Consider the following 19,923-nt stretch of genomic DNA (forward strand, 5'->3'; position numbering starts at 1 on the left):
CGATGAGCAATAGAATAATTAAAAAATTAGAGGAGGATAAAAAACTTCTATCCATATACTTTACAGCAGGGTATCCAGAAATAGAAAACACCGTTCAAATCATTCAAGATTTAGAAAAAAATGGTGTTGATATGATTGAAATTGGCTTGCCTTTTAGTGACCCATTAGCTGATGGCCCAACAATACAAGCAAGTTCAACAACTGCCTTGCAAAACGGCATGACCTCCGAAGTACTATTTAATCAATTAGCAGACATAAGAAAAAGTGTTTCAATACCCTTAATTATTATGGGGTATTTCAACCCAATGATGCAATATGGTGTAGAAGAATTTTGCAAAAAATGTCAAGAAATCGGAATTGACGGATTAATAATTCCCGATTTACCTGTAGACGTTTACAATGAAGACTACCGAGCAATATTTGAAAAGTATGGTTTACTGAATGTTTTCTTAATTACTCCGCAAACCTCTGAAGAGCGTATTCGATTTATAGATTCCGTTTCAAACGGTTTTATTTATATGGTAAGCTCAGCAAGTGTAACAGGTTCAAAATCAGGATTTGGAAATGAACAAACCCATTATTTCGAACGCATAGCAGCAATGAATTTAAAAAACCCACAAATAGTTGGTTTTGGAATTAAAGATTCAGAAACTTTTCAGCAAGCAACAAAAACCGCTAAAGGTGCTATAATTGGATCTGCATTTATAAAACATTTGACAGAAAAAGGTATCAATACTATTTCAGATTTCACGAAAACCATTCGCTAATTTGACGAAGATTTTTAACGATTGGAAAATTCTAATTCTCCTATGTCTAACTTTAGGCATGGCTCCATTTTTGCCTGAACCGCATATTTGGGGAAAATTAAAATGGCTTGCTGGCGGAGCAACCGGTATGCAATTTCAAGATTGGTTTGATGTTCTTTTACATGGTTCTCCATTTATTTTATTACTGCGTTTTGCATTTCTGAAGTTCACTAATAAACTAAAGTGATCCTTAAAAGAAAGCACCGCAACCGCATCAAGATCAAACCAAAGAAGGAAATATTCTTTCAATAACACTGATAATTTATATAGCTTCCATTGACTAAAATCCGTGGTTTTTGCTTTATATAAAAACAAATAATAACCGTTTCAAACATCTTCGAAAGTTTAGCTTTTTTAATAAAAAAGTTATTATATTGTTTAGGTTAAATCAAGAGAAGAATCCCCTCAAATTCTACTTATTTAAAATGTCATGCAGTTAATCGTAAATATGTAACGATTGAACATGAATCAGATTAGAAATAAGTTAAAATTTTCTTTATTTACCTCCCCATCTTTCTGTGCTTGCCCTTAGATTAACCAATCAAAATGAAAAAAAACTACAATTTTCGTTCGGTAGCACTATTGCTATTGTCCGTAATTTTAATGTCCGCTGTACCTTTTATTTTCGGGCCGGGACTAACAAAAGCAGAACCAATAGGTAAATATTTAAATGGTAATTTTCCTGGCGCCCTACCTCAAGGTCTGCCGTATCAACCCGTTTTTCCGAACATCACTTTTGATTCACCTTTGACATTTAATGAGGTGCCAAATGACAATAAAATTATTGTTGGGCAACGCGATGGTAAAATATTCTGGTTTGACAAGAACCCTAGTGTATCTACCAAAAATTCAATGATAGATTTATCTGAAAAAGTTGGAGTTGTTTGGGATGGTGGTTTTTTAGGACTTGCACTGCATCCACAATTCGGCACAAATGGTAAAAATTATTTCTATGTTTGGTACTCAACCGAAGATGCAAATAGTAACGATTTTCCAAACAGCTATACTACGCAAAGTTGTAATAGTGAAGAATATTGGGGTAATTTTTTAGTGCTTGCAAGATATGAAGCAAACCCAAATACGTTAACTGTTCAGCCCTCTTCTGAACAAATTATGTTGAAATTAAGAATGTATGGCACTACGCATAGAGGCGGTGGTTTGTTATTTGGTGATGATGGATTTTTATATTTAACCACAGGTGATCAAACTGCGTTTAAAAAATCGCAAGACATTGTAAATAATCTTGATGGTGGTGTTTTACGCTTAGATGTAGATAAAGACAATACCAAAAGTCACCCTCCAGTAAGAACCATGCCTGATGACCATGGATATTCAGATGAATTAACTGGAAACGGATATTGGATTCCAAACGACAATCCGTTTTTAAGTCCAAGCGGACAAAATTTTGAAGAATATTATAGTATGGGTCATAGAAATCCCCATCGAATGACAAAAGACCGAGCAACTGGTGAATTGTATGTTGGTGAAATAGGTGGCAATAGACATGAAGAAATAAACATTATAAAAAAAGGTAAAAATTTTGGATGGCCGCTGTATGAAGGCTTATATCGTAGCACATTTTGTGTGCAAAATTTATATAATAATATGTCGCATGAACAACCGCTGGTAGCATTTCCAAGATCAGAGGCAAATGCAATTATTGGCGGATACGTTTATAGAGGAAGTGAAATACCTGAATTAGTAGGAAAGTATATCTGCGCCGATTATGGAAGTGGTGAAGAAATTTTCACCGTTGATATTAATACAGGGGCATATGAGCAATATGGTAATTTTACGTCCACCAATATTATTTCCTTTGGAGAAGATAAAGAAGGTGAACTGTATATAATGAAACAAGGAGTTTCATCACTTTATAAAGTGTCTTCTAAAAATACTGGCTTTGGTAACACACCACAATTACTATCAGAAACAGGTGCTTTTTCAAACTTAACAAACCTTACCCCTACCGACGGCTTAATACCCTATGACCTAGTAGAATCTTTCTGGTCTGATGGTGCAGTTAAAAAACGCTGGATGGCTATACCCAACGACGGTAGCCACAATACTATAGAAGAAAAAATAAAATATACTGATGTTGATGAATGGGACTTTCCTATTGGCTCTGTATTGGTAAAGCACTTTGAATTACCTATCGACAAAAGAAACCCATCCGTAACAAAACGTTTAGAAACGCGGTTTTCAATTAAAGCAAATGATGGAAATTTTTATTTTGTAACCTATAAATGGAACGACCAACAAACCGATGCAACTTTACTAACAAGTGGCTTAGAAGAAAACATAAATGTTGTTAATGAAAATGGAAGTGCAGAAACACAAACGTGGAGTTACCCAAGTACCATCGACTGCGTAAGCTGCCACAATCCTGCAACAGGAGGTGTTATTGGTGCAAAATCGAGATACTTAAACAAAGATTATACGTATCCTAAAACAGGAAGTACTGGTAATCAATTGGTAACATTAAGTCATTTAGGCATATTAGATCAGGCTATTTCTGATGGAGATACAAATAGCATTTTAACTTCAAAATCTATTGATGACCCTACAGCAAGTATCGATGATAAAGCGAGATCATATTTAGATTTAAACTGTGCATATTGTCATAGACCAGGAACAGGCAATCGTGGTGATTTTGATCTTAGACTTAACTTAGATTTGGTGCAAACTGGTGTATTAACGGCTTCCCCTTATATTCCATTAGGCATTCCTGATGAAAAAATTGTTGATCCTGGTAATGTTGCTACTTCAATTCTATATCATAGAGTGAACAGCACGGATCCGTCAATAAAAATGCCTCCCATTTCAAAAAATAAAATTGATGTAAAGGCGGTTGCCTTAATTAATGATTGGATTAACCAACTTAATCCGGACTTATGTAAAGACCGTATAATTTTTGAAAGATTTAATAACGTACCGGGTACTTCAATAGCAGAGTTAAAGGGTAATGCTAATTATCCTGACACCCCAAGTTCTGTTACTGAATTAAATGAATTTCGTATTCCAATAAATGTTGATGATGATTACGGGGTACGTGTAAAAGGGCTTTTAAAAGCTCCTGAAACAGGCACATATTATTTCTGGATTACGGGCGATGATAATGTCGAATTAAATTTAAGCACTGATGCTACTGAAGCCAATAAGACAAGAATAGCATATCACAATAACTGGTCTCTTGATTCTGAATGGGACAAATATGCAACGCAAAAATCAGCTGGCATTAATTTAGTAGCAGGTCAAAACTACTATATTGAAGGATTGATGAATGAACGTGGAGGCGGAGATAATTTATCAGTTGGCTGGAGAAAACCAAGTAACGGTAACGGAGACACGCCTTTTCAAGTTATACCTTGTACGGCTTTTGATGTATTCAATACAAGCCCCGTTGTAAAAGTAACAGATGTAACTTTAGATATTGATTCCGCAACTCTTGCAATTAATGAAACTCAACAATTAACAGCAACGGTTAATCCAACAGACGCTGAAGACACCACTATTATTTGGAGCTCTTTGAATCCAAATATTGCAACAGTAGACACAAATGGATTAGTAACAGCAATAGCTAAGGGAACGACAAAAATCATTGTCACAACTAATGACGGAGGCTTTACTGCTGAAGCAAATATAACGGTGACTTTACCTGTAACTGGAATCACAGTTAATCCAACTACAACTTCAATTCAAGTTGATGAAACCACAATAATTGAAGCGATTGTAGCTCCAGCTAATGCAAGTAATACTAATGTTACTTGGACAACAAGTGACTCTAATATTGCAACCGTAAATACTAATGGATTAGTCCGTGGAATAACTACCGGTGATGTAACAATTACAGCAACAACCACAGATGGCAATTTTAGCGCAAGTGCCCAAGTAACGATTACAGCAAAGCCAATTGCAGTTACTGGAATCACAGTTGATCCAACTACAACTTCAATTCAAGTTGATGAAACCACATTAATTGAAGCGATTGTAGCTCCAGCTAATGCAAGTAATACTAATGTTACTTGGACAACAAGTGACCCAAATATCGCAACTGTAAATACTAATGGATTAGTCCGTGGAATTACTGCAGGTGATGTAACAATTACAGCAACAACGACTGATGGTAGTTTTAGCGCAAGTGCTCAAATTACAATTACGGCTAAGCCAATTGCAGTAACTGGAATCACGCTAGATCCAACTACAACTTCAATTCAAGTTGATGAAACAACAATAATTGAAGCGATTGTAGCTCCAGCTAATGCAAGTAATACAAATGTTACTTGGACAACAAGTGACTCTAATATTGCAACCGTAAATACTAATGGATTAGTCCTTGGAATTACTGCAGGTGATGTATCGATTACAGCAACAACCACAGATGGCAGTTATAGCGCAAATGCTCAAATTACAATTACAGCTAAGCCAATTGCAGTTACTGGAATCACCTTAGATCCAACTACAATTTCAATTCAAGTTGATGAAACCGTAATAATTGAAGCGATTGTAGCTCCAGCTAATGCAAGTGATGCTACTGTAACATGGACATCTAGTGATACAAATATCGCAACCGTAAATACAAGTGGATTAGTTAGCGGTATTACGTCAGGTGACGTATCAATTACAACAACAACCACAGATGGCAATTTTAGCGCAAGTGCTCAAATTACAATTACGGCTAAGCCAATTGCAGTAACTGGAATCACGCTAGATCCAACTACAACTTCAATTCAAGTTGATGAAACAACAATAATAGAAGCAATTGTAGCACCAGAAAATGCAAGTGATGCTTCAGTAACATGGACATCTAGCGATACAAATATTGCAACTGTAAACGCAAGTGGAGTAGTCCGTGGAATTAACGCAGGAGATGCGACCATAACAGCAACAACAACCGACGGTAATTTTTCAGCATCTACAAATTTTACAATAACCAACAGCATAGTTTGTAGTGCTCAAGGTGTTATTCTAATGGATCGTTTTGATGGAATTGTTGGAGAACCTTTAAGCCAACTACTAAATGCTAGCAATTATCCAAATAATCCATCTCAATCACAACTATTATCAAGTTTTGACATCCCTAGAAATGCTGCCGAAAACTATGGTGCTCGTGTACATGGATATTTATGCGCACCAGAAACAGGTACATACTACTTTTGGATAGCCGGTGATGATCACGTACAATTAAATCTTTCTTCTGATTCTAAAGAAGCAAACAAAATCAGAATAGCTTATCACAATGAATATACGAGCTACAAAGAATGGAATGTTTTTAGTTCTCAAAAGTCTGTAGGAGTTCAATTACTGGCCGGTGAATCTTATTTTATTGAAGGATTAATGAAAGAAGGTGATGGTGGCGATCATTTGACTGTTGGCTGGAGAAAACCCAGTGATGGTAATGGAAATTCACCTTCACAAGTTATTCCAGGCACTTATTTATCTCCTGCAAGTTTTGAGGCAACCGCAGTAACTGGCGTTACAATTTCGCAAAGTACACAGACTATTTCAGCATTCAGTAGCGTAAAATTAGACGAACAAGTATCACCCGCAAATGCTACAGATACTTCAGTAAACTGGAGTTCAAGTAATCCGGCGATAGCTACAGTTACTTCTAATGGATATGTACAAGGTGTTGCACAAGGAAATGCGACAATAACGGTAACCACAAATGATGGCGGCTATACTGCAACAACTGAAATAACAGTAGAAAATAAAACTGAGTGTTCAGCTGATGGTATGATTTTGATGCATCGATATGATGACATCTACGGCGAAGATTTAAATATATTAAAAAATTCAAGCAACTATCCTGATAATCCATCTGTAGCTATCGAATTAACAGAATTTGATATTCCTAAAAACAATGTCGACAATTACGGTGCTAGAGTACATGGTTATTTGTGTGCACCAGAATCAGGGACATATTATTTTTGGGTTGCTGGTGATGATCATGTAGAATTAAATCTTTCATCAAATAGTGAAGAAAAAAATAAAATAAGAATTGCCTATCACAATGAATATACAGAGTATAAAGAATGGAATATTTTTAACTCCCAAAAATCAATAGGAATTCAATTATATGCTGGACAAAAGTATTTTATTGAAGCCTTAGTTAAAGAAGGTGATGGCGGTGATCATTTAACTGTAGGCTGGAGAAAACCTAGTGATGGTAATGGAAATGAACCTAGCGAAATTATTCCGGGCACATACTTGTCACTACCAGATGGCTATAATGAAGCATTAAACGCTACTCAGTCAAACAAACAAGCTGTCGCCTTGAAAGTAAGTATTAACCCAGTTGTTGATATTTTGAATGTTCATGTTACGAATGTAGAAGATAGAACTATTTCATATCATTTATTTTCTCAGTCAGGCGTGCAAGTAGTATACAAAATTGGTGGATCAGAAGAAGACCTAGATACAAGTTCATTACCAAGTGGCATATATACATTGGTGGCTCACATTGAAGACAAATACTTATCGAAACAAATCATTGTCAAATAAATACGGTTCAAATTCGTTTAATAGGCAACTAGCATTCCGCCTATTATGAAATATTTATTAAGCCTTTTATTTTTTATTGTTTGTATTAACAATTACGCTCAAGATATAGTAATAATTGACGGTATGAATAATGAACCAATACCCTTTGCTACTATATCTTTTGGTGACGGCTTAGGCACATTTGCTGATGAAGATGGTCGATTTTCCTTTTCCAGGAAAAAATATGCTGATATAGATTCGTTATTTATTTCTGCAATAGGTTATACTGAAAAAGGTATTAAAATAGATTCCACAATACAAAGCGTATCTCTAAAATCTGAGGTTTCGCAATTATCTGAAGTTATTGTTTCTGCCCCAAAAGAGGGAAAATTTAAAATGCGAAAACTAAAAGCAGAAACACATACTGACGTATTTGCTTGTTGGCTTCCTACTGTTGAAAGTGAAATTGCTATTTTATTCAAAAAGTATGAAAATAAGACTACTCAAATTACCACATTACTTTTACCAATAAATGCAGAGCGCGAATACAAATCAAAAGGAAAAGGAAAATTCGCAACCATATTTAGATTACAATATTATGCAAACAATGCTGGTTCACCTGGGGCACCAATTGGTTATGAAAACGTAATTTTTTCAATTAGTGAAAAGGTAGATAAGGTATTTGAGTTAGATGTGACCAATAAATCAATTTTCATACCTGAAAACGGAATTTTCATTTCAATACAAGTTCTAGGTTATGCTGATACAAATGGAAAGCTTGTGGATTCTAAAAAATATCGTGAAATAAAAACAGCGCGCGGAATTCAAAAGATTTCAACTTCCTTTAGACCACTACTTCCTTTTGTAAAAGGTGCCCCAAACCAAACTACTTTTGTTCGACGTATTTTCTTCAACAAGAAAAAGTGGCAAGTATTTGACCGTAATTACAACAAGAATTCAAAACTTATCCAGTCCGGAAATAAATATTATGCTATGGGCGCTGAGTTTAAAGTCTATGAATAATCATAATACATTACTTTCTATACTATAGCTCATTCAAACATTTCATTTTATGGCAGGCCTTTTGATATATAAATACTACATATGAAGGCTACAATTACACTAATAATAATTTTTATCTTCGGATTTCTATCTGTGACGAATGCTCAGATTTCTCAAGAGGAAGAACATAATTATATTCCGCTAATTGACCGATTAGAATTAAACGAGTCATACAACATTACCATTCGTTCAGTCGGATGCTTTAACAATACCGCCAAAACGCTAACTATTTATAGAAACGAGCATGATTTAATTGCTACTTTGAATGATACAACAATAAACCTAAATCCTTCAAAAAAAGAAGCACTCAGAAATTTTGAGATAGACTTAAAAAAAATAAGTGTCGCAGGTTGTTCAACCATTGACACTTATATTTTAAAATACAGAAATAAATCATCAACATACCGTGATGCTTCGTGTTCTAATTTTTATGCAAAATCACTTCTTCAAAAACTAGGTTTTTCAAACTAATTAAGCTGAATTTCTACTGGCATTAATATTACCATAAAGAGAGCGTGTAACAATCTTTTCGTACAACTCTAGATATTCAGATTTTTGTCCAATTTTCTGCAATGCATTTTGTTGAATAACTAAAAGAGGTAACACTATGTTCTCTCTAATTTTTATTGATTCGCGCGATACAGATTCGTTTTCCATAAGAATTTTAGAACCTGAAATTTGCAACAACATTTTCTTAGAAAGCAAATACTCTTCATGAAGAATATTCCAAAATTCGCCGTACTCTTCATTATCTTTCATGTAAGAAGTCAATTCAAAATAACACTTTGAAAGCGACATCATACTATTAAGCATCAACGCCTTAAACAAAGGAACCTCATTGTAAAGCTTCTTTACATCACGTAATTTTCCTTGATCTTTAAGTGTTTGAATTGCAGTACCAATTCCGAAGTAACCAGGTACATTTTGTTTTAATTGACTCCATGAACCAACAAATGAGATTGCTCTTAAATCAGAAAGCTCCAATTTCTTTTTATTACCACGTTTTCCTGGGCGACTGCCAATATTCGCTTTTGTGTAATATTTAAGCGTGCTCATATCTTCAAGATATGGCATGAATTTATCATGATGTTTTAAAGCATCGTATTTCTCAAAACTAAGATCAGAAAGTTGTTCAAGTAATTTTCTTGATTCTTTTGAAATCACATTCTCTTTTCCAAAAATATTATTTGACAAACCAGCAGTTAACAATTGTTCGCTGTTATGCATAAACTGTTCTTTGGTACCATAAGTACTTGTAATAGTCTGCCCTTGAATTGTCAATTGAATTTCATGATTAGCAATGTCTTTGGTTTGCGCAGCATAAAAACGATGGGTTTTGCCACCACCTCTTGCTGGCGGTCCTCCCCTACCATCAAAGAAAATAGCTTTGATGCCATTCTTTTTACAAACTTTAGAAAGATTCTCTTTAGTCTTAAAAATAGACCAATTAGCTTTCACATACCCACCATCTTTTGTACCATCAGAAAAACCAAGCATTATACTATGCTTATTATCACGTCTTTCTAAATGCGCTCTATATTGAGGTATCTTCAATAAAGCCTGCATGGTATCCTCTGAAGTTGCCATACCATTCATAGTTTCAAAAAGTGGCACTATATCAAAGGTTATTGCGTCATCAGCCCATCCGCACCAGCGAAAAAGTCCATATACAAAAAGAACTGAAAAAATATCTTCTGAATTACTAATTATATATCTATTACAGCCTTCTTCACCATTTTTAAGTTGAATTTCTTTAAGCTGTGATATATTTCTAATCGTATCTTTTATTAGAGGATCATCATAATCTTTTACTGAAACTTTCAAATTTTCTTTTAAAAGAATATCTCTCAATTTAGCAGTAGAAAGTTCACTAAGGCTTTCTTTAATTATCTTATTTTTAATAAGTATAGCTTCAATTGCACTAGTATGCACACTATGATCCTGTCTAATATCAAGAATTGCGAAGTGTGTTTTAAAAATCTTGACCTTATCAATCAAATTATCAAGATCTTTTAAATATAAGTTGTGATATTTCTCAATTAAAAGCACTCTAATTGCTTCTAAAGGCTCAATAATATCCTCATAACCGACATGTTTGGTAGCGTCAAACATAGCCGAATATAAATTGCCTTTCAATTGTTTAATATGTGGATACAATTCTTTAAAAGTCAACTTTTTCTGCAATGCTTTTAAATCATTATAATAGCATTTCATTAAATTGACGCGTAATTCGTCTGCTACTTCTTTTGTGATTTTTGCAGTAACAAATGGATTTCCATCACGATCGCCACCAGGCCAAAAGCCTAGTTGCATAATCTTATGGTTATCAAATTCATTATTTTTAATATTCTCTTTTATATAGGCATACAGACTACCAACCGCATCATAATACACATTTCTTAGGGTGTAAATAATATTCTTTGCTTCATCCAACGGCGTTGGTTTCTTCAAATTAATTAAAGAAGTTAAACCTAATTGCTGTAAAACAATATCAATATCATCAATACGATCTTCAAGAATTAAAGATCTTAGTTCATCAATAATATCCAACACGGCTGGAGTATAAAATTGTGTTGGGTGTGCAGTTAAAACGATTCGCGCACTAAAATTGGATAGTTTATCAGCAACCTTATCCCAACTTTTATTTTTATCAACAAGCTCAAAATAATCTTTAATTGAAAGGGAAAGACTATGCTCATGCATTTTCGGAAAAGCCGCATCCTCTACACTATCAAAAAGAACAACTTGACGTTCTACATACTGAATTATGCGAAACATGAAATCAATTCTCGTTTTCTCAGAATCTAGACTAGCAAAATTTTGAAAGAAGGCTTCTAGAATATCTTGCGGGTTTTTCCCTGCCTTTAATCCTTCTTGGCATTGATGCAATAAAAGTGGAATAAGAATTCCTACGTTTTCAGTATTCTGATAGGGTAAATTTAAGAACAAGCTGTTATAAACATTGAACTTGTTATTTACCGATTTTTTAAACTCTTTTAATCTTTCTATTTGTGGCATAAAATTTCTTGAAATTTTCTAAAATAGTTCCTTCTTAAACATTACAAAAACTACAATGTTAATTTACAAATATCGACATAAAATTAGCATTGCAACCCCTATGATATATGAAATAACAAAATAAAACAAGTAACTGTTATTCTCAACACAATTACGAAAAATTACTGCATTATTAAAAATGCAATTTAAAAGAATGGCCGATACTGCAAAACTCTGAAATCTAAAGTACTAAAATTAGCATCTTCACTTTTCAACTTTTTATAAGCTGCCAAACCACCTACCGCCCTATTGGCAGCACCTGAGGGTGCAGTTAAAGAAATGGTTTTAATAGTTCTCTGTTTTAGCAAATTCTTAGAATTTAGTAATTTAAATTCGTGAATACGTGGCACTTCATTTGAAACCACTTGTAAACGCAGGTTATTAGCCTTCAAATGCTTTCTAAAGAAGTATTCAGGACCATTTTTGCTATTACCGCCGGTAAAAATTAAAGTATCAACATTTTCATATTCTTGCAAGTAACCAAGAATGTTACGCAGTTCAATATTCTGCATACCCAAATCAGAAGCATCAATTTTAGACCTTTCCGCACTAGCAACAATATCACAAATTCCGATTTTACGAAGTTTTAAAAAAGCCTTTCGCTGTTCTATTGCCGTATTGGTTGTTTCAAATTTCAAATTGAGTTTAAAAATTGTGTTTAAAATTGGCCAAAGCTGCCCATCTCTACTTCCATAACAAAAATCAACATCGCCTTCTTTTAAAATACCTGTTGTAAACCTTGGTGGCGGCAGAGTGCCTACTATTAATTTTGTAGCTTCTTTAAACAAAAACGGTTTGTATGGATGGGTATGCTTAAACAATTTGATAGCTGCGAATTTTATACTTGAGACAAAATATTCTTTTAAATCTTAAAACACAACACATTCTTTAGAAGAAAAAACACAACACAACTATTTAAAGATCAACAACTCACCAAGATCACCTAAAGATCTACATAAACACCATCAATAAATAGGCACTAAAATCTACATTTTGGGAGTTATTCTAACAAAAAAATTGGCTGTAAATTCTACAGAAACCTTAAATCAACATAACTTATTAAAGATCAATTATTCACAACGATCACTTGAAGATCATGTTAAACATCAGCTACTCTTTAGACATAAAAAGCACAACAGAGAAATTCTTTCAATAAACATTTCAATAGCAAGTTTAATCATATAATAGTGGACCACAGTTAGCTAACTAGCAACAAATTACCATGAACACTTAAAGATCAAGATTATCTTTAACACCATGAAAAAGCACTAAATAATGGTTAAAATCATGGTTAACAGCACATCAATCGCACAACTAATTAAACATCAAACACTTATTAAGATCACCTAAAGATCCACATAAGCTCAACCAACAAAGAATTCAGAAATTATTTAAAAAAATAATAGAATAACACCATTACAGGCGGGCACATTTAAAACTTAATCTACCTTAAAATTTAGAAGAACTTCACCCTCTTCGGTAATATTCAGTTCGTAGGTATAAAAACCAAAACTCAGAGAATCTTCACCCACAAAATCTATAGGTTGATATGAATAGTTTGTACTATCTGCTTCAATTACAATAGAAGCGTACTTATATGCGGTTTCAAATTCTAAATATTCAGAATAATCACCTGAAGCCACATTTTCATAAGATTCTTCAGTACCGCTAACCTCAACTTTAACAAAATTAAGATTCGATTGATTTTTTATCCTAATATTAACATCGCCAATAACATCATCACGATCAGTACAAGCGCCTATAACTAAGGTAGTGGCAAAAAGAAGTAACAAAAACTTTCTCATAAGTACCCAATTTAAAATATGGTATACTTATATAAACGTTTTTGAATAAAAAATATTCTATCGCACAAAAACGAGTTCATTCTCTTTTTCTGAAAGCGCTTCACTATATCCATATCCTTGATAATCGAAACCTTTTAAATCATCAATAGTTTTCGCATTTGTATCAACAATATATCTCGTCATATAACCACGCGCCAGTTTTACAAAAGTCATGATTGTCTTGTACTCCCCGTTTTTCAAATCTTTAAAAACGATATCTACAACAGGCACTTTCAAGGCTTTTTTATCAATTGCTTTAAAATATTCATTGCTCGCTAAATTGACAAAAAGTTCATCAGCATCTAGTTCTTCATTTAAAGATTTAACAATCTTAGGCTTCCAAAACTCATATAGGTTTTTACTTTTTCCGACCGGAAATTTCGTTCCCATTTCTAATCGATAGGCTTTCAGTAAATCTAAAGGTTTCAAAATTCCATACAAACCCGATATAATACGCACCGTATTTTGAAGTGTTTCTATTTTAGATTCTGGTAAAGTATAAACGTCCATGCCCCTATATACATCACCGCTAAATGCATAAGCAGCAGGGCGAGCATCCTCAGTTGAAAATGGTAAACTCCATTCTTGATTACGTTCATAATTCAATTGCCCTAAATTATCAGAAATTCGCATCAACTTTGAAAGACTTTTGGCTGATTTTTTCTTCAACAACTTATTCAATCGTTCAGCATCATCAAGAAAAAGGGCCTCAGTATGCAATGAGGTGGGTAATTCGCGTTCAAAATCAAGCGATTTAGCTGGAGACAATACTACTTTCATTTCTTTTAATTTTCTATAAAAATAATAAGCTCAACTTAAAAATAAATACATTTCTAAGAAGAGTTTTAAATAATGCCATCAATGAAATTTATGCTATTGACTGTGCTTTGTGTAGTCGCGCCATTTCTCAATACATTCTGCCATATCTTTCGGAATTTCAGAATCGAATTGCATTTTCTTTTTAGTCACAGGATGTATAAAACCTAAGGTTTTGGCATGCAAAGCTTGTCTTGGTAGAATTTTAAAAGCATTTTCAACAAACTGCTTATACTTTGTAAACGTGGTACCTTTTAGAATTTTTTCACCACCATAGCGCTCATCATTAAATAAAGTATGACCAATATACTTCATATGCACTCTAATTTGATGGGTTCTACCCGTTTCTAATTTACAAGAAACTAGTGTCAAATATCCGAGTCGCTCTATAACCTTATAATGCGTAACTGCTTCTTTACCTTGATCACCTTCAGGAAAAACATGCATTTGCAATCTGTTCTTTGGGTGTCTTGCAATATGTCCTTCAACAGTACCTTCATCTTCTTCCATATTACCCCAAACAATTGCCACATACTCTCTCTCTGAGGTTTTATCAAAGAATTGTTTAGACAAATGAGTCATTGCAGCTTCAGTTTTCGCCACAACTAAAAGTCCTGAAGTATCTTTATCAATACGATGAACTAATCCTGGGCGTTCATTGCTATTTACTGGAAGATTTTCAATATGATGCAAAAGCGCATTTATTAAAGTACCTGAATAATTTCCGTGACCAGGATGCACAACCATACCTGCTGGTTTGTTCACCACAAGCAAAACATCATCCTCATAAACAATATCAATAGGAATATCTTCTGGAACTAATAAATTTTCATGTGGCGGATGCTCAAACAGCACTTTCACCTCATCACCGGCTTTTACCTTATAATTTTGCTTTACAATAACGTCATTCACCCAAATATGACCAGATTTGGCAGCCTGTTGTATCTTATTTCGTGTAGCATTTTCAATGAAATTCATCAAAAATTTATCTACTCTAAGTGGCTCTTGACCTTTAGAGGCTATGGTATTAAAATGTTCAAAGAGTTCGTTTTCCTGTAAATCAGGATCGTTTTGCGGTTCCATTATTTTGAATCAGCCTTAATGCGCGCTTGGTCTGGTATTTTACCATTACCACAAACCAATTCTATTTTAGAAGTTTTCGGAAGCTTATCACCAGGTTTTATGTATTTGCTCTTATACTTTATCTGATAAACCATATTTTCACCCAACTCATCAATATAAGTCACACGTTGTACATCTAGACCTACTGCCTTTAACATTGATGTAGCATTACGCTGTGTCACCTGTATTATATTCGGTACCGTTACTTTTTTATATCCTGAAGGATTAACCGTTAGATAGATTTTACGATTCTCCTTTACTTTATTACCAGCTTTAGGATCCTGATCGATTATTGAAAATCTAGGATAGTCAGGGTTATAATTAGCCGAATCTAAAACCTCATATCGCAATCCATTTTCTTCAATAGTTGCCCGCATGTCCATTACAGACATTTTAGCCAAATCAGGCACCTCAACAAATTCACCATGATTCGTAGTACTGCCAAGCCATCTCAATACTAAAAAGGCTAACAATACAAAAACAACTAATGCAATTACCAATTGAATTAGAAGGGTTCGGCTTATTAAAAAATTGAAAAAGTTTTTCATTGACTAGAATTGACCTGACAAATATAGGAAACGGATAGCTTTTTTCTTTACTTTGAATTAGCCAATATGCACTAGAATCAAATTTTCTTTGAATATTAGAATATTGGTCAAGTTGCATTGGTTGATCCATTTTTTTGTTTAGATAAACCTAGCCATACAATTAAAAATAAACATATTAGTTTTATACCACCAAGGTATAGACTTAACAATAAAACAAGTACTTTCAAATCTATCGAGAGCATGAAGAAAAATATTGCCATCATCATGGGGGGCTATTCAAAAGAATGGGAAATATCTTTAACAGGTGGAAACGTCGTTTACAATAATCTTAACAAAGAGAAATTTAACAGTTATCGCATTCATATTTTTTCCGATAAATGGGTCTTTGTTGATGAAAATAATGAGGAATACCCCGTAAACAAACATGATTTTAGTGTTGAGTATAAAGGTGTGAAAGTAACATTTGACTGCGTTTTTAATGCTATACATGGCTCACCAGGTGAAGATGGGCTTTTGCCAGCATATTTTGAATTAATGGGCATACCACAAACTTCTTGTGATTATTACCAATCAGCCTTAACCTTTAATAAGCGTGACTTACTTAGTGTATTAAGGCCTTATGGAATAAAATCTGCTTCGTCTTATTATTTAAATCTCGGTGACCATATAGATGAAGATTCAATAGTTGAAAAAGTAGGATTACCATGTTTTGTCAAAGCCAACAAGGCCGGAAGCAGTTTTGGAATATCAAAAGTTTATGAAAAATCACTCTTAAAAGCAGCAATTGAAACGGCATATGAACATGATGATGAGATTATCATAGAATCATTTCTTGATGGCACAGAAGTATCTGTTGGTGTAATTACATATAAGGGCGAAATAAAAGTTTTACCTATAACTGAAATAGTCACTGATAACGATTTTTTCGACTATAAAGCAAAATATGAAAATCAATCAACAGAAATCACTCCTGCACGTTTGACTGAAATTAAGACTAACAATGTTACCTCTGCAGCTAAGCTAGCCTATAAGGTTCTTAAAATGAGCGGATATTCTCGCAGTGAGTTTATATTTATTGGTGATGAACCATATATGCTAGAGATGAATACCACACCAGGTCTAACCACAGCTAGTCTTCTACCCCAACAAGCACAAGCAGCTGGCATTTCTTTAAGTGAACTCTTTGAAAGTGCCGTTGAAGAGGCCTTACAGATAAAAGGTTAACTTTGAAATTATAATCAACCCATATGAGACGTGCAATATTTCCTGGATCATTTGACCCTATAACTTTAGGGCATACAGATATAATAACTCGCGCTGTAACCTTATTTGATGAGTTAATTATAGCAATTGGCGTTAATTCAGATAAGAATTATATGTTCTCACTAGAAGAAAGAAAAGCCTTTGTAGCGAAAACATTTGAAAACGAACCTAAGATCAAAGTTATGACCTACAAGGGTTTGACAGTGAATTTTTGTCAGGATGTAGATGCTGATTTTATACTCAGAGGTCTACGTAACCCAGCTGATTTTGAATTTGAAAAAGCTATAGCACACACCAACAGAAAACTTGCCAAAATTGAAACCGTTTTTTTACTCACAGCTGCACGTACGTCATATATAAGCTCTTCTATTGTGCGTGATGTTATAAGAAACGGAGGCGACTACACTGTTTTAGTTCCAGAATCAGTGCAAGTTAAATAAGCATTAGTTTTTGTAAATCAGCAATTTACCTAGTAAGTTCCTTTAAATTTATTAAATTTGTAGGAAAATACATCAATACGCATATTGCATTAACCCCTTACTTCCTATTTATGCTACCACACCACTAGTTTTGGTGCATTCACAACAATAAGTGACTTATGTTAAAAAATCAACATAATTTAGTAGGAAATTTCCTTACAATGCTCAATAGTACCAAATCGTCTGTAAGGGACTATCTAATAAAACAGTTGCCAACAGCTACTGCTTTTATCAATACTAGGTTTGAAGTTGTACACGCTTCAGACCAATGGATAGATTCCTTCGAATTTTCAGCCCCCGAAGTATTCGGTGCGACTATATTTGAGCTATTCGGAGAAACTGGTGAGCGCTGGAGACCTATCTTAGAAAGTTGTTTTAAAGGCACTTGCAGTAAACAAAACATTGATTCATATTTTAACGACAGCGGAGAAGAAGTTCATATTCAATGGCGAAACTTGCCCTGGTATGATGAAAATGAAAATATCGTTGGTGCTATTATTCAAAACCAAGATGTTACCCAAAGAATAGTAAATGAACAGAAATTAGTAAAATTAGGCGCTTTTTTAGATGAAAAATCGAAAACCGCCAAAATTGGCAGTTGGGAATTAGACATCAACCGAAATATTTGGTGGTGCTCTATGACCAAAGAGATTCTAGGTGTTCCTGAATCTTATATTCCTTCGCAAGAATCAATATTATCGTTCTTTAAAGAAGGTGAAAGTCAACAAAAAATGATTAAGGTCACCAAACTAGCTCTTGAAAAAGGCAAACCTTGGAGTGATAAATTTCAAATAATCACTAAAAATGGCGAAGAGAAATGGGTAATATGTACAGGAAATCCGCTCTATCAAAATGGAGAAACAACAGGTTTAATAGGTACTTTTAGAGATATTACCGAAAAAGTTAATCAAGATGCTAAATCCAAAGAAAAAGAGCATTTATTACAAACATTGATAGACCATTTACCTATAAATGTATTCATAAAAGATACTAAGGCTAGAAAAATACTAGCAAATAAACACGAACTTGAGTTTTTTGGCCTGCAACATGAGAATCAAATTTTAGGTAAAGATGATTCACATTTTATAACCGGTGAATCTTTGAAAGCTTGCCTAGCAGATGATTTCTATGTAATAGAAAAGGGAAAAGCCATATTAAAAAAAGAGAATACAGTTGTTTTAAATAATGGTAAAGAAGTAACCTTTTCAACTTCAAAAATACCTCTACTTGACGAGGACAAAAATGTTATTGGCCTTGTTGGTATTAGTCTTGACATTTCTGACCAAAAAGTAAAAGAGGAAGAACTTAGAAGATTAATTAATGTAACATCATTACAAAACAAGAAATTAGTAGATTTTGCGCACATTATTTCACACAATCTAAGATCTCATGCAGCCAATTTTTCAATGTTACTAGAATTTTTAGTTACTGAAAAAGATAAAGATGAAAAACAGAACATAACTCAAATGCTTGTAAAGGCATCAGATGGACTTTTAGAAAGTCTTGATAATCTTAACGGCGTTGTTGCGATAAGCACAAATATAAATATTGACAAAAAACAAATTAATTTAAGCAAGTCAATTAATAAAACTGCAAATCAATTATCTGATTTGCTACTTAAAAATAATGTTACTTTTATAAACAACGTTACTGAAAGCGTTGTGGTAAAAGCAATTCCGGAATATCTAGAGAATATTTTAAATAATTTTATTACAAACGGCGTAAAATATAGAGAGTCTACAAGAGATTCTTTCGTTAAATTCAAAACTACAAAAGAGGAAAATTACACGGTTCTATCTATTGAAGATAATGGAATTGGTATCGATTTAAAAAAGCATGGCGACAAAATGTTTGGCATGTATAAAACCTTTCATCATAATGAAGATGCTAAAGGAATAGGCTTGTTTTTCACCAAAAAACAAATAGAAGCCATGAACGGTAAGGTAGAAGTTTATAGCGAAGTTGGCGTAGGCACTACTTTCAAGATATATTTTAATGACAAAAGTTAATTCAATTTTCATTGTCGATGATGACCCTATAACGGTTTTCGGCATACGAAAAATTCTAAATAGTATTGTTGATTGCAATCAAATAGAGACCTTTGGTAATGGCAAATTAGCCATTGATGCTATCAAAAACATTTTAGAAAATAACGGAGAAATACCAGAGATAATTTTTCTTGACATCAACATGCCAATAATGGACGGTTGGCAGTTCATGGAAGAATTTATAAATCTACCAATTGAGATGCGAGTGCGTATAAACGTAATTACTTCTTCTATTGCAACGGCTGACCTTGACAATTGGGAAAATTATAGAAAAAAAACACATCATATAGTTGACTACGCCAATAAACCAGTTAAGCGTTCAGAGATTACAAAAATCACTAAACCAGCCTAATTAGCTGATAATTTTTTACTTAATTTTGACATCTGAATTAGTTACA

The 19,923-nt window shown here is 33.7% G+C and carries 15 protein-coding genes; 9 read left to right on the forward strand and 6 right to left on the reverse strand.

The annotated features are described in order from the left end of the window. Positions 1-2: 2 nt before the first annotated feature. From trpA to JQC67_RS17755, 5 genes are all read left to right on the forward strand, one after another. Positions 3-767, forward strand: a complete 765-nt coding sequence (gene trpA, locus JQC67_RS17735) for a tryptophan synthase subunit alpha (RefSeq protein ID WP_203254244.1) — start codon at positions 3-5, stop codon at positions 765-767. Position 768: 1 nt separating this feature from the next. Further along, complete coding sequence (locus tag JQC67_RS17740; protein WP_238934892.1) at positions 769-993, forward strand: hypothetical protein; 225 nt, start codon at positions 769-771, stop codon at positions 991-993. 359 nt (positions 994-1,352) lie between these two features. After that, a complete protein-coding gene (locus JQC67_RS17745) occupies positions 1,353-7,307 on the forward strand; it encodes an Ig-like domain-containing protein (RefSeq protein ID WP_203254246.1) in 5,955 nt (1,984 codons plus the stop codon). Between the two features lie 45 nt (positions 7,308-7,352). Further along, positions 7,353-8,309: a carboxypeptidase-like regulatory domain-containing protein gene (locus JQC67_RS17750; protein ID WP_203254247.1), complete on the forward strand. Its 957-nt coding sequence runs from the start codon at positions 7,353-7,355 to the stop codon at positions 8,307-8,309. Between the two features lie 81 nt (positions 8,310-8,390). Beyond that, positions 8,391-8,819, forward strand: coding sequence for a hypothetical protein (locus JQC67_RS17755; protein WP_203254248.1), 429 nt, complete (start codon positions 8,391-8,393; stop codon positions 8,817-8,819). On the opposite strand, the gene JQC67_RS17760 is transcribed toward JQC67_RS17755, so the two are convergent. The 6 genes from JQC67_RS17760 to JQC67_RS17785 all read right to left on the reverse strand — a co-directional run bounded on the left by JQC67_RS17760 (position 8,820) and on the right by JQC67_RS17785 (position 15,735). Further along, positions 8,820-11,366 (reverse strand): phosphoenolpyruvate carboxylase, encoded by a 2,547-nt coding sequence (locus JQC67_RS17760; RefSeq protein WP_203254249.1) that lies wholly within the window; start codon positions 11,364-11,366, stop codon positions 8,820-8,822. Between the two features lie 185 nt (positions 11,367-11,551). Further along, complete coding sequence (locus tag JQC67_RS17765) at positions 11,552-12,226, reverse strand: uracil-DNA glycosylase family protein (protein ID WP_203254250.1); 675 nt, start codon at positions 12,224-12,226, stop codon at positions 11,552-11,554. Positions 12,227-12,844: 618 nt separating this feature from the next. Further along, positions 12,845-13,210, reverse strand: coding sequence for a hypothetical protein (locus tag JQC67_RS17770; protein ID WP_203254251.1), 366 nt, complete (start codon positions 13,208-13,210; stop codon positions 12,845-12,847). Between the two features lie 57 nt (positions 13,211-13,267). Then, positions 13,268-14,029 (reverse strand): peroxide stress protein YaaA, encoded by a 762-nt coding sequence (gene yaaA, locus JQC67_RS17775; RefSeq protein WP_203254252.1) that lies wholly within the window; start codon positions 14,027-14,029, stop codon positions 13,268-13,270. A 93-nt stretch (positions 14,030-14,122) separates the two neighbouring features. Further along, entirely contained in the window at positions 14,123-15,148 is a 1,026-nt protein-coding gene (locus tag JQC67_RS17780) for an RluA family pseudouridine synthase (RefSeq protein ID WP_203254253.1), read from the reverse strand. After that, a complete protein-coding gene (locus JQC67_RS17785; protein WP_203254254.1) occupies positions 15,148-15,735 on the reverse strand; it encodes a PASTA domain-containing protein in 588 nt (195 codons plus the stop codon). The genes JQC67_RS17780 and JQC67_RS17785 overlap by 1 nt, the downstream gene beginning before the upstream one ends. A gap of 240 nt (positions 15,736-15,975) precedes the next feature. On the opposite strand from JQC67_RS17785, the gene JQC67_RS17790 reads away from it, so the two are divergent. The 4 genes from JQC67_RS17790 (at position 15,976) to JQC67_RS17805 (ending at position 19,877) form a co-directional block, all read left to right on the forward strand. Beyond that, positions 15,976-16,959 (forward strand): D-alanine--D-alanine ligase, encoded by a 984-nt coding sequence (locus JQC67_RS17790; protein WP_203254255.1) that lies wholly within the window; start codon positions 15,976-15,978, stop codon positions 16,957-16,959. Between the two features lie 23 nt (positions 16,960-16,982). Continuing rightward, positions 16,983-17,438 carry a pantetheine-phosphate adenylyltransferase gene (gene coaD / locus JQC67_RS17795; protein WP_203254256.1) on the forward strand — a complete coding sequence of 152 codons (456 nt, stop codon included), beginning with the start codon at positions 16,983-16,985 and terminating at the stop codon, positions 17,436-17,438. Between the two features lie 158 nt (positions 17,439-17,596). After that, positions 17,597-19,486 carry a PAS domain-containing sensor histidine kinase gene (locus tag JQC67_RS17800; RefSeq protein WP_238934901.1) on the forward strand — a complete coding sequence of 630 codons (1,890 nt, stop codon included), beginning with the start codon at positions 17,597-17,599 and terminating at the stop codon, positions 19,484-19,486. After that, positions 19,473-19,877, forward strand: coding sequence for a response regulator transcription factor (locus JQC67_RS17805; protein ID WP_203254257.1), 405 nt, complete (start codon positions 19,473-19,475; stop codon positions 19,875-19,877). Before JQC67_RS17800 ends, JQC67_RS17805 begins: the two co-directional genes overlap by 14 nt. Positions 19,878-19,923 lie beyond the last annotated feature (46 nt).

This window comes from Aurantibacter crassamenti (assembly GCF_016811105.1).
Classification (GTDB): domain Bacteria; phylum Bacteroidota; class Bacteroidia; order Flavobacteriales; family Flavobacteriaceae; genus Aurantibacter_A; species Aurantibacter_A crassamenti.

Coding starts and splice junctions, on each gene's coding strand:
- trpA (WP_203254244.1), top strand. CDS start 3: ATGAGCAATAGAATAATTAAAAAATTAGAGGAGGATAAAAAACTTCTA.
- JQC67_RS17745 (WP_203254246.1), top strand. CDS start 1,353: ATGAAAAAAAACTACAATTTTCGTTCGGTAGCACTATTGCTATTGTCC.
- JQC67_RS17750 (WP_203254247.1), top strand. CDS start 7,353: ATGAAATATTTATTAAGCCTTTTATTTTTTATTGTTTGTATTAACAAT.
- JQC67_RS17755 (WP_203254248.1), top strand. CDS start 8,391: ATGAAGGCTACAATTACACTAATAATAATTTTTATCTTCGGATTTCTA.
- JQC67_RS17760 (WP_203254249.1), bottom strand. CDS start 11,366: ATGCCACAAATAGAAAGATTAAAAGAGTTTAAAAAATCGGTAAATAAC.
- JQC67_RS17770 (WP_203254251.1), bottom strand. CDS start 13,210: ATGAGAAAGTTTTTGTTACTTCTTTTTGCCACTACCTTAGTTATAGGC.
- yaaA (WP_203254252.1), bottom strand. CDS start 14,029: ATGAAAGTAGTATTGTCTCCAGCTAAATCGCTTGATTTTGAACGCGAA.
- JQC67_RS17780 (WP_203254253.1), bottom strand. CDS start 15,148: ATGGAACCGCAAAACGATCCTGATTTACAGGAAAACGAACTCTTTGAA.
- JQC67_RS17785 (WP_203254254.1), bottom strand. CDS start 15,735: ATGAAAAACTTTTTCAATTTTTTAATAAGCCGAACCCTTCTAATTCAA.
- JQC67_RS17790 (WP_203254255.1), top strand. CDS start 15,976: ATGAAGAAAAATATTGCCATCATCATGGGGGGCTATTCAAAAGAATGG.
- coaD (WP_203254256.1), top strand. CDS start 16,983: ATGAGACGTGCAATATTTCCTGGATCATTTGACCCTATAACTTTAGGG.
- JQC67_RS17800 (WP_238934901.1), top strand. CDS start 17,597: ATGTTAAAAAATCAACATAATTTAGTAGGAAATTTCCTTACAATGCTC.
- JQC67_RS17805 (WP_203254257.1), top strand. CDS start 19,473: ATGACAAAAGTTAATTCAATTTTCATTGTCGATGATGACCCTATAACG.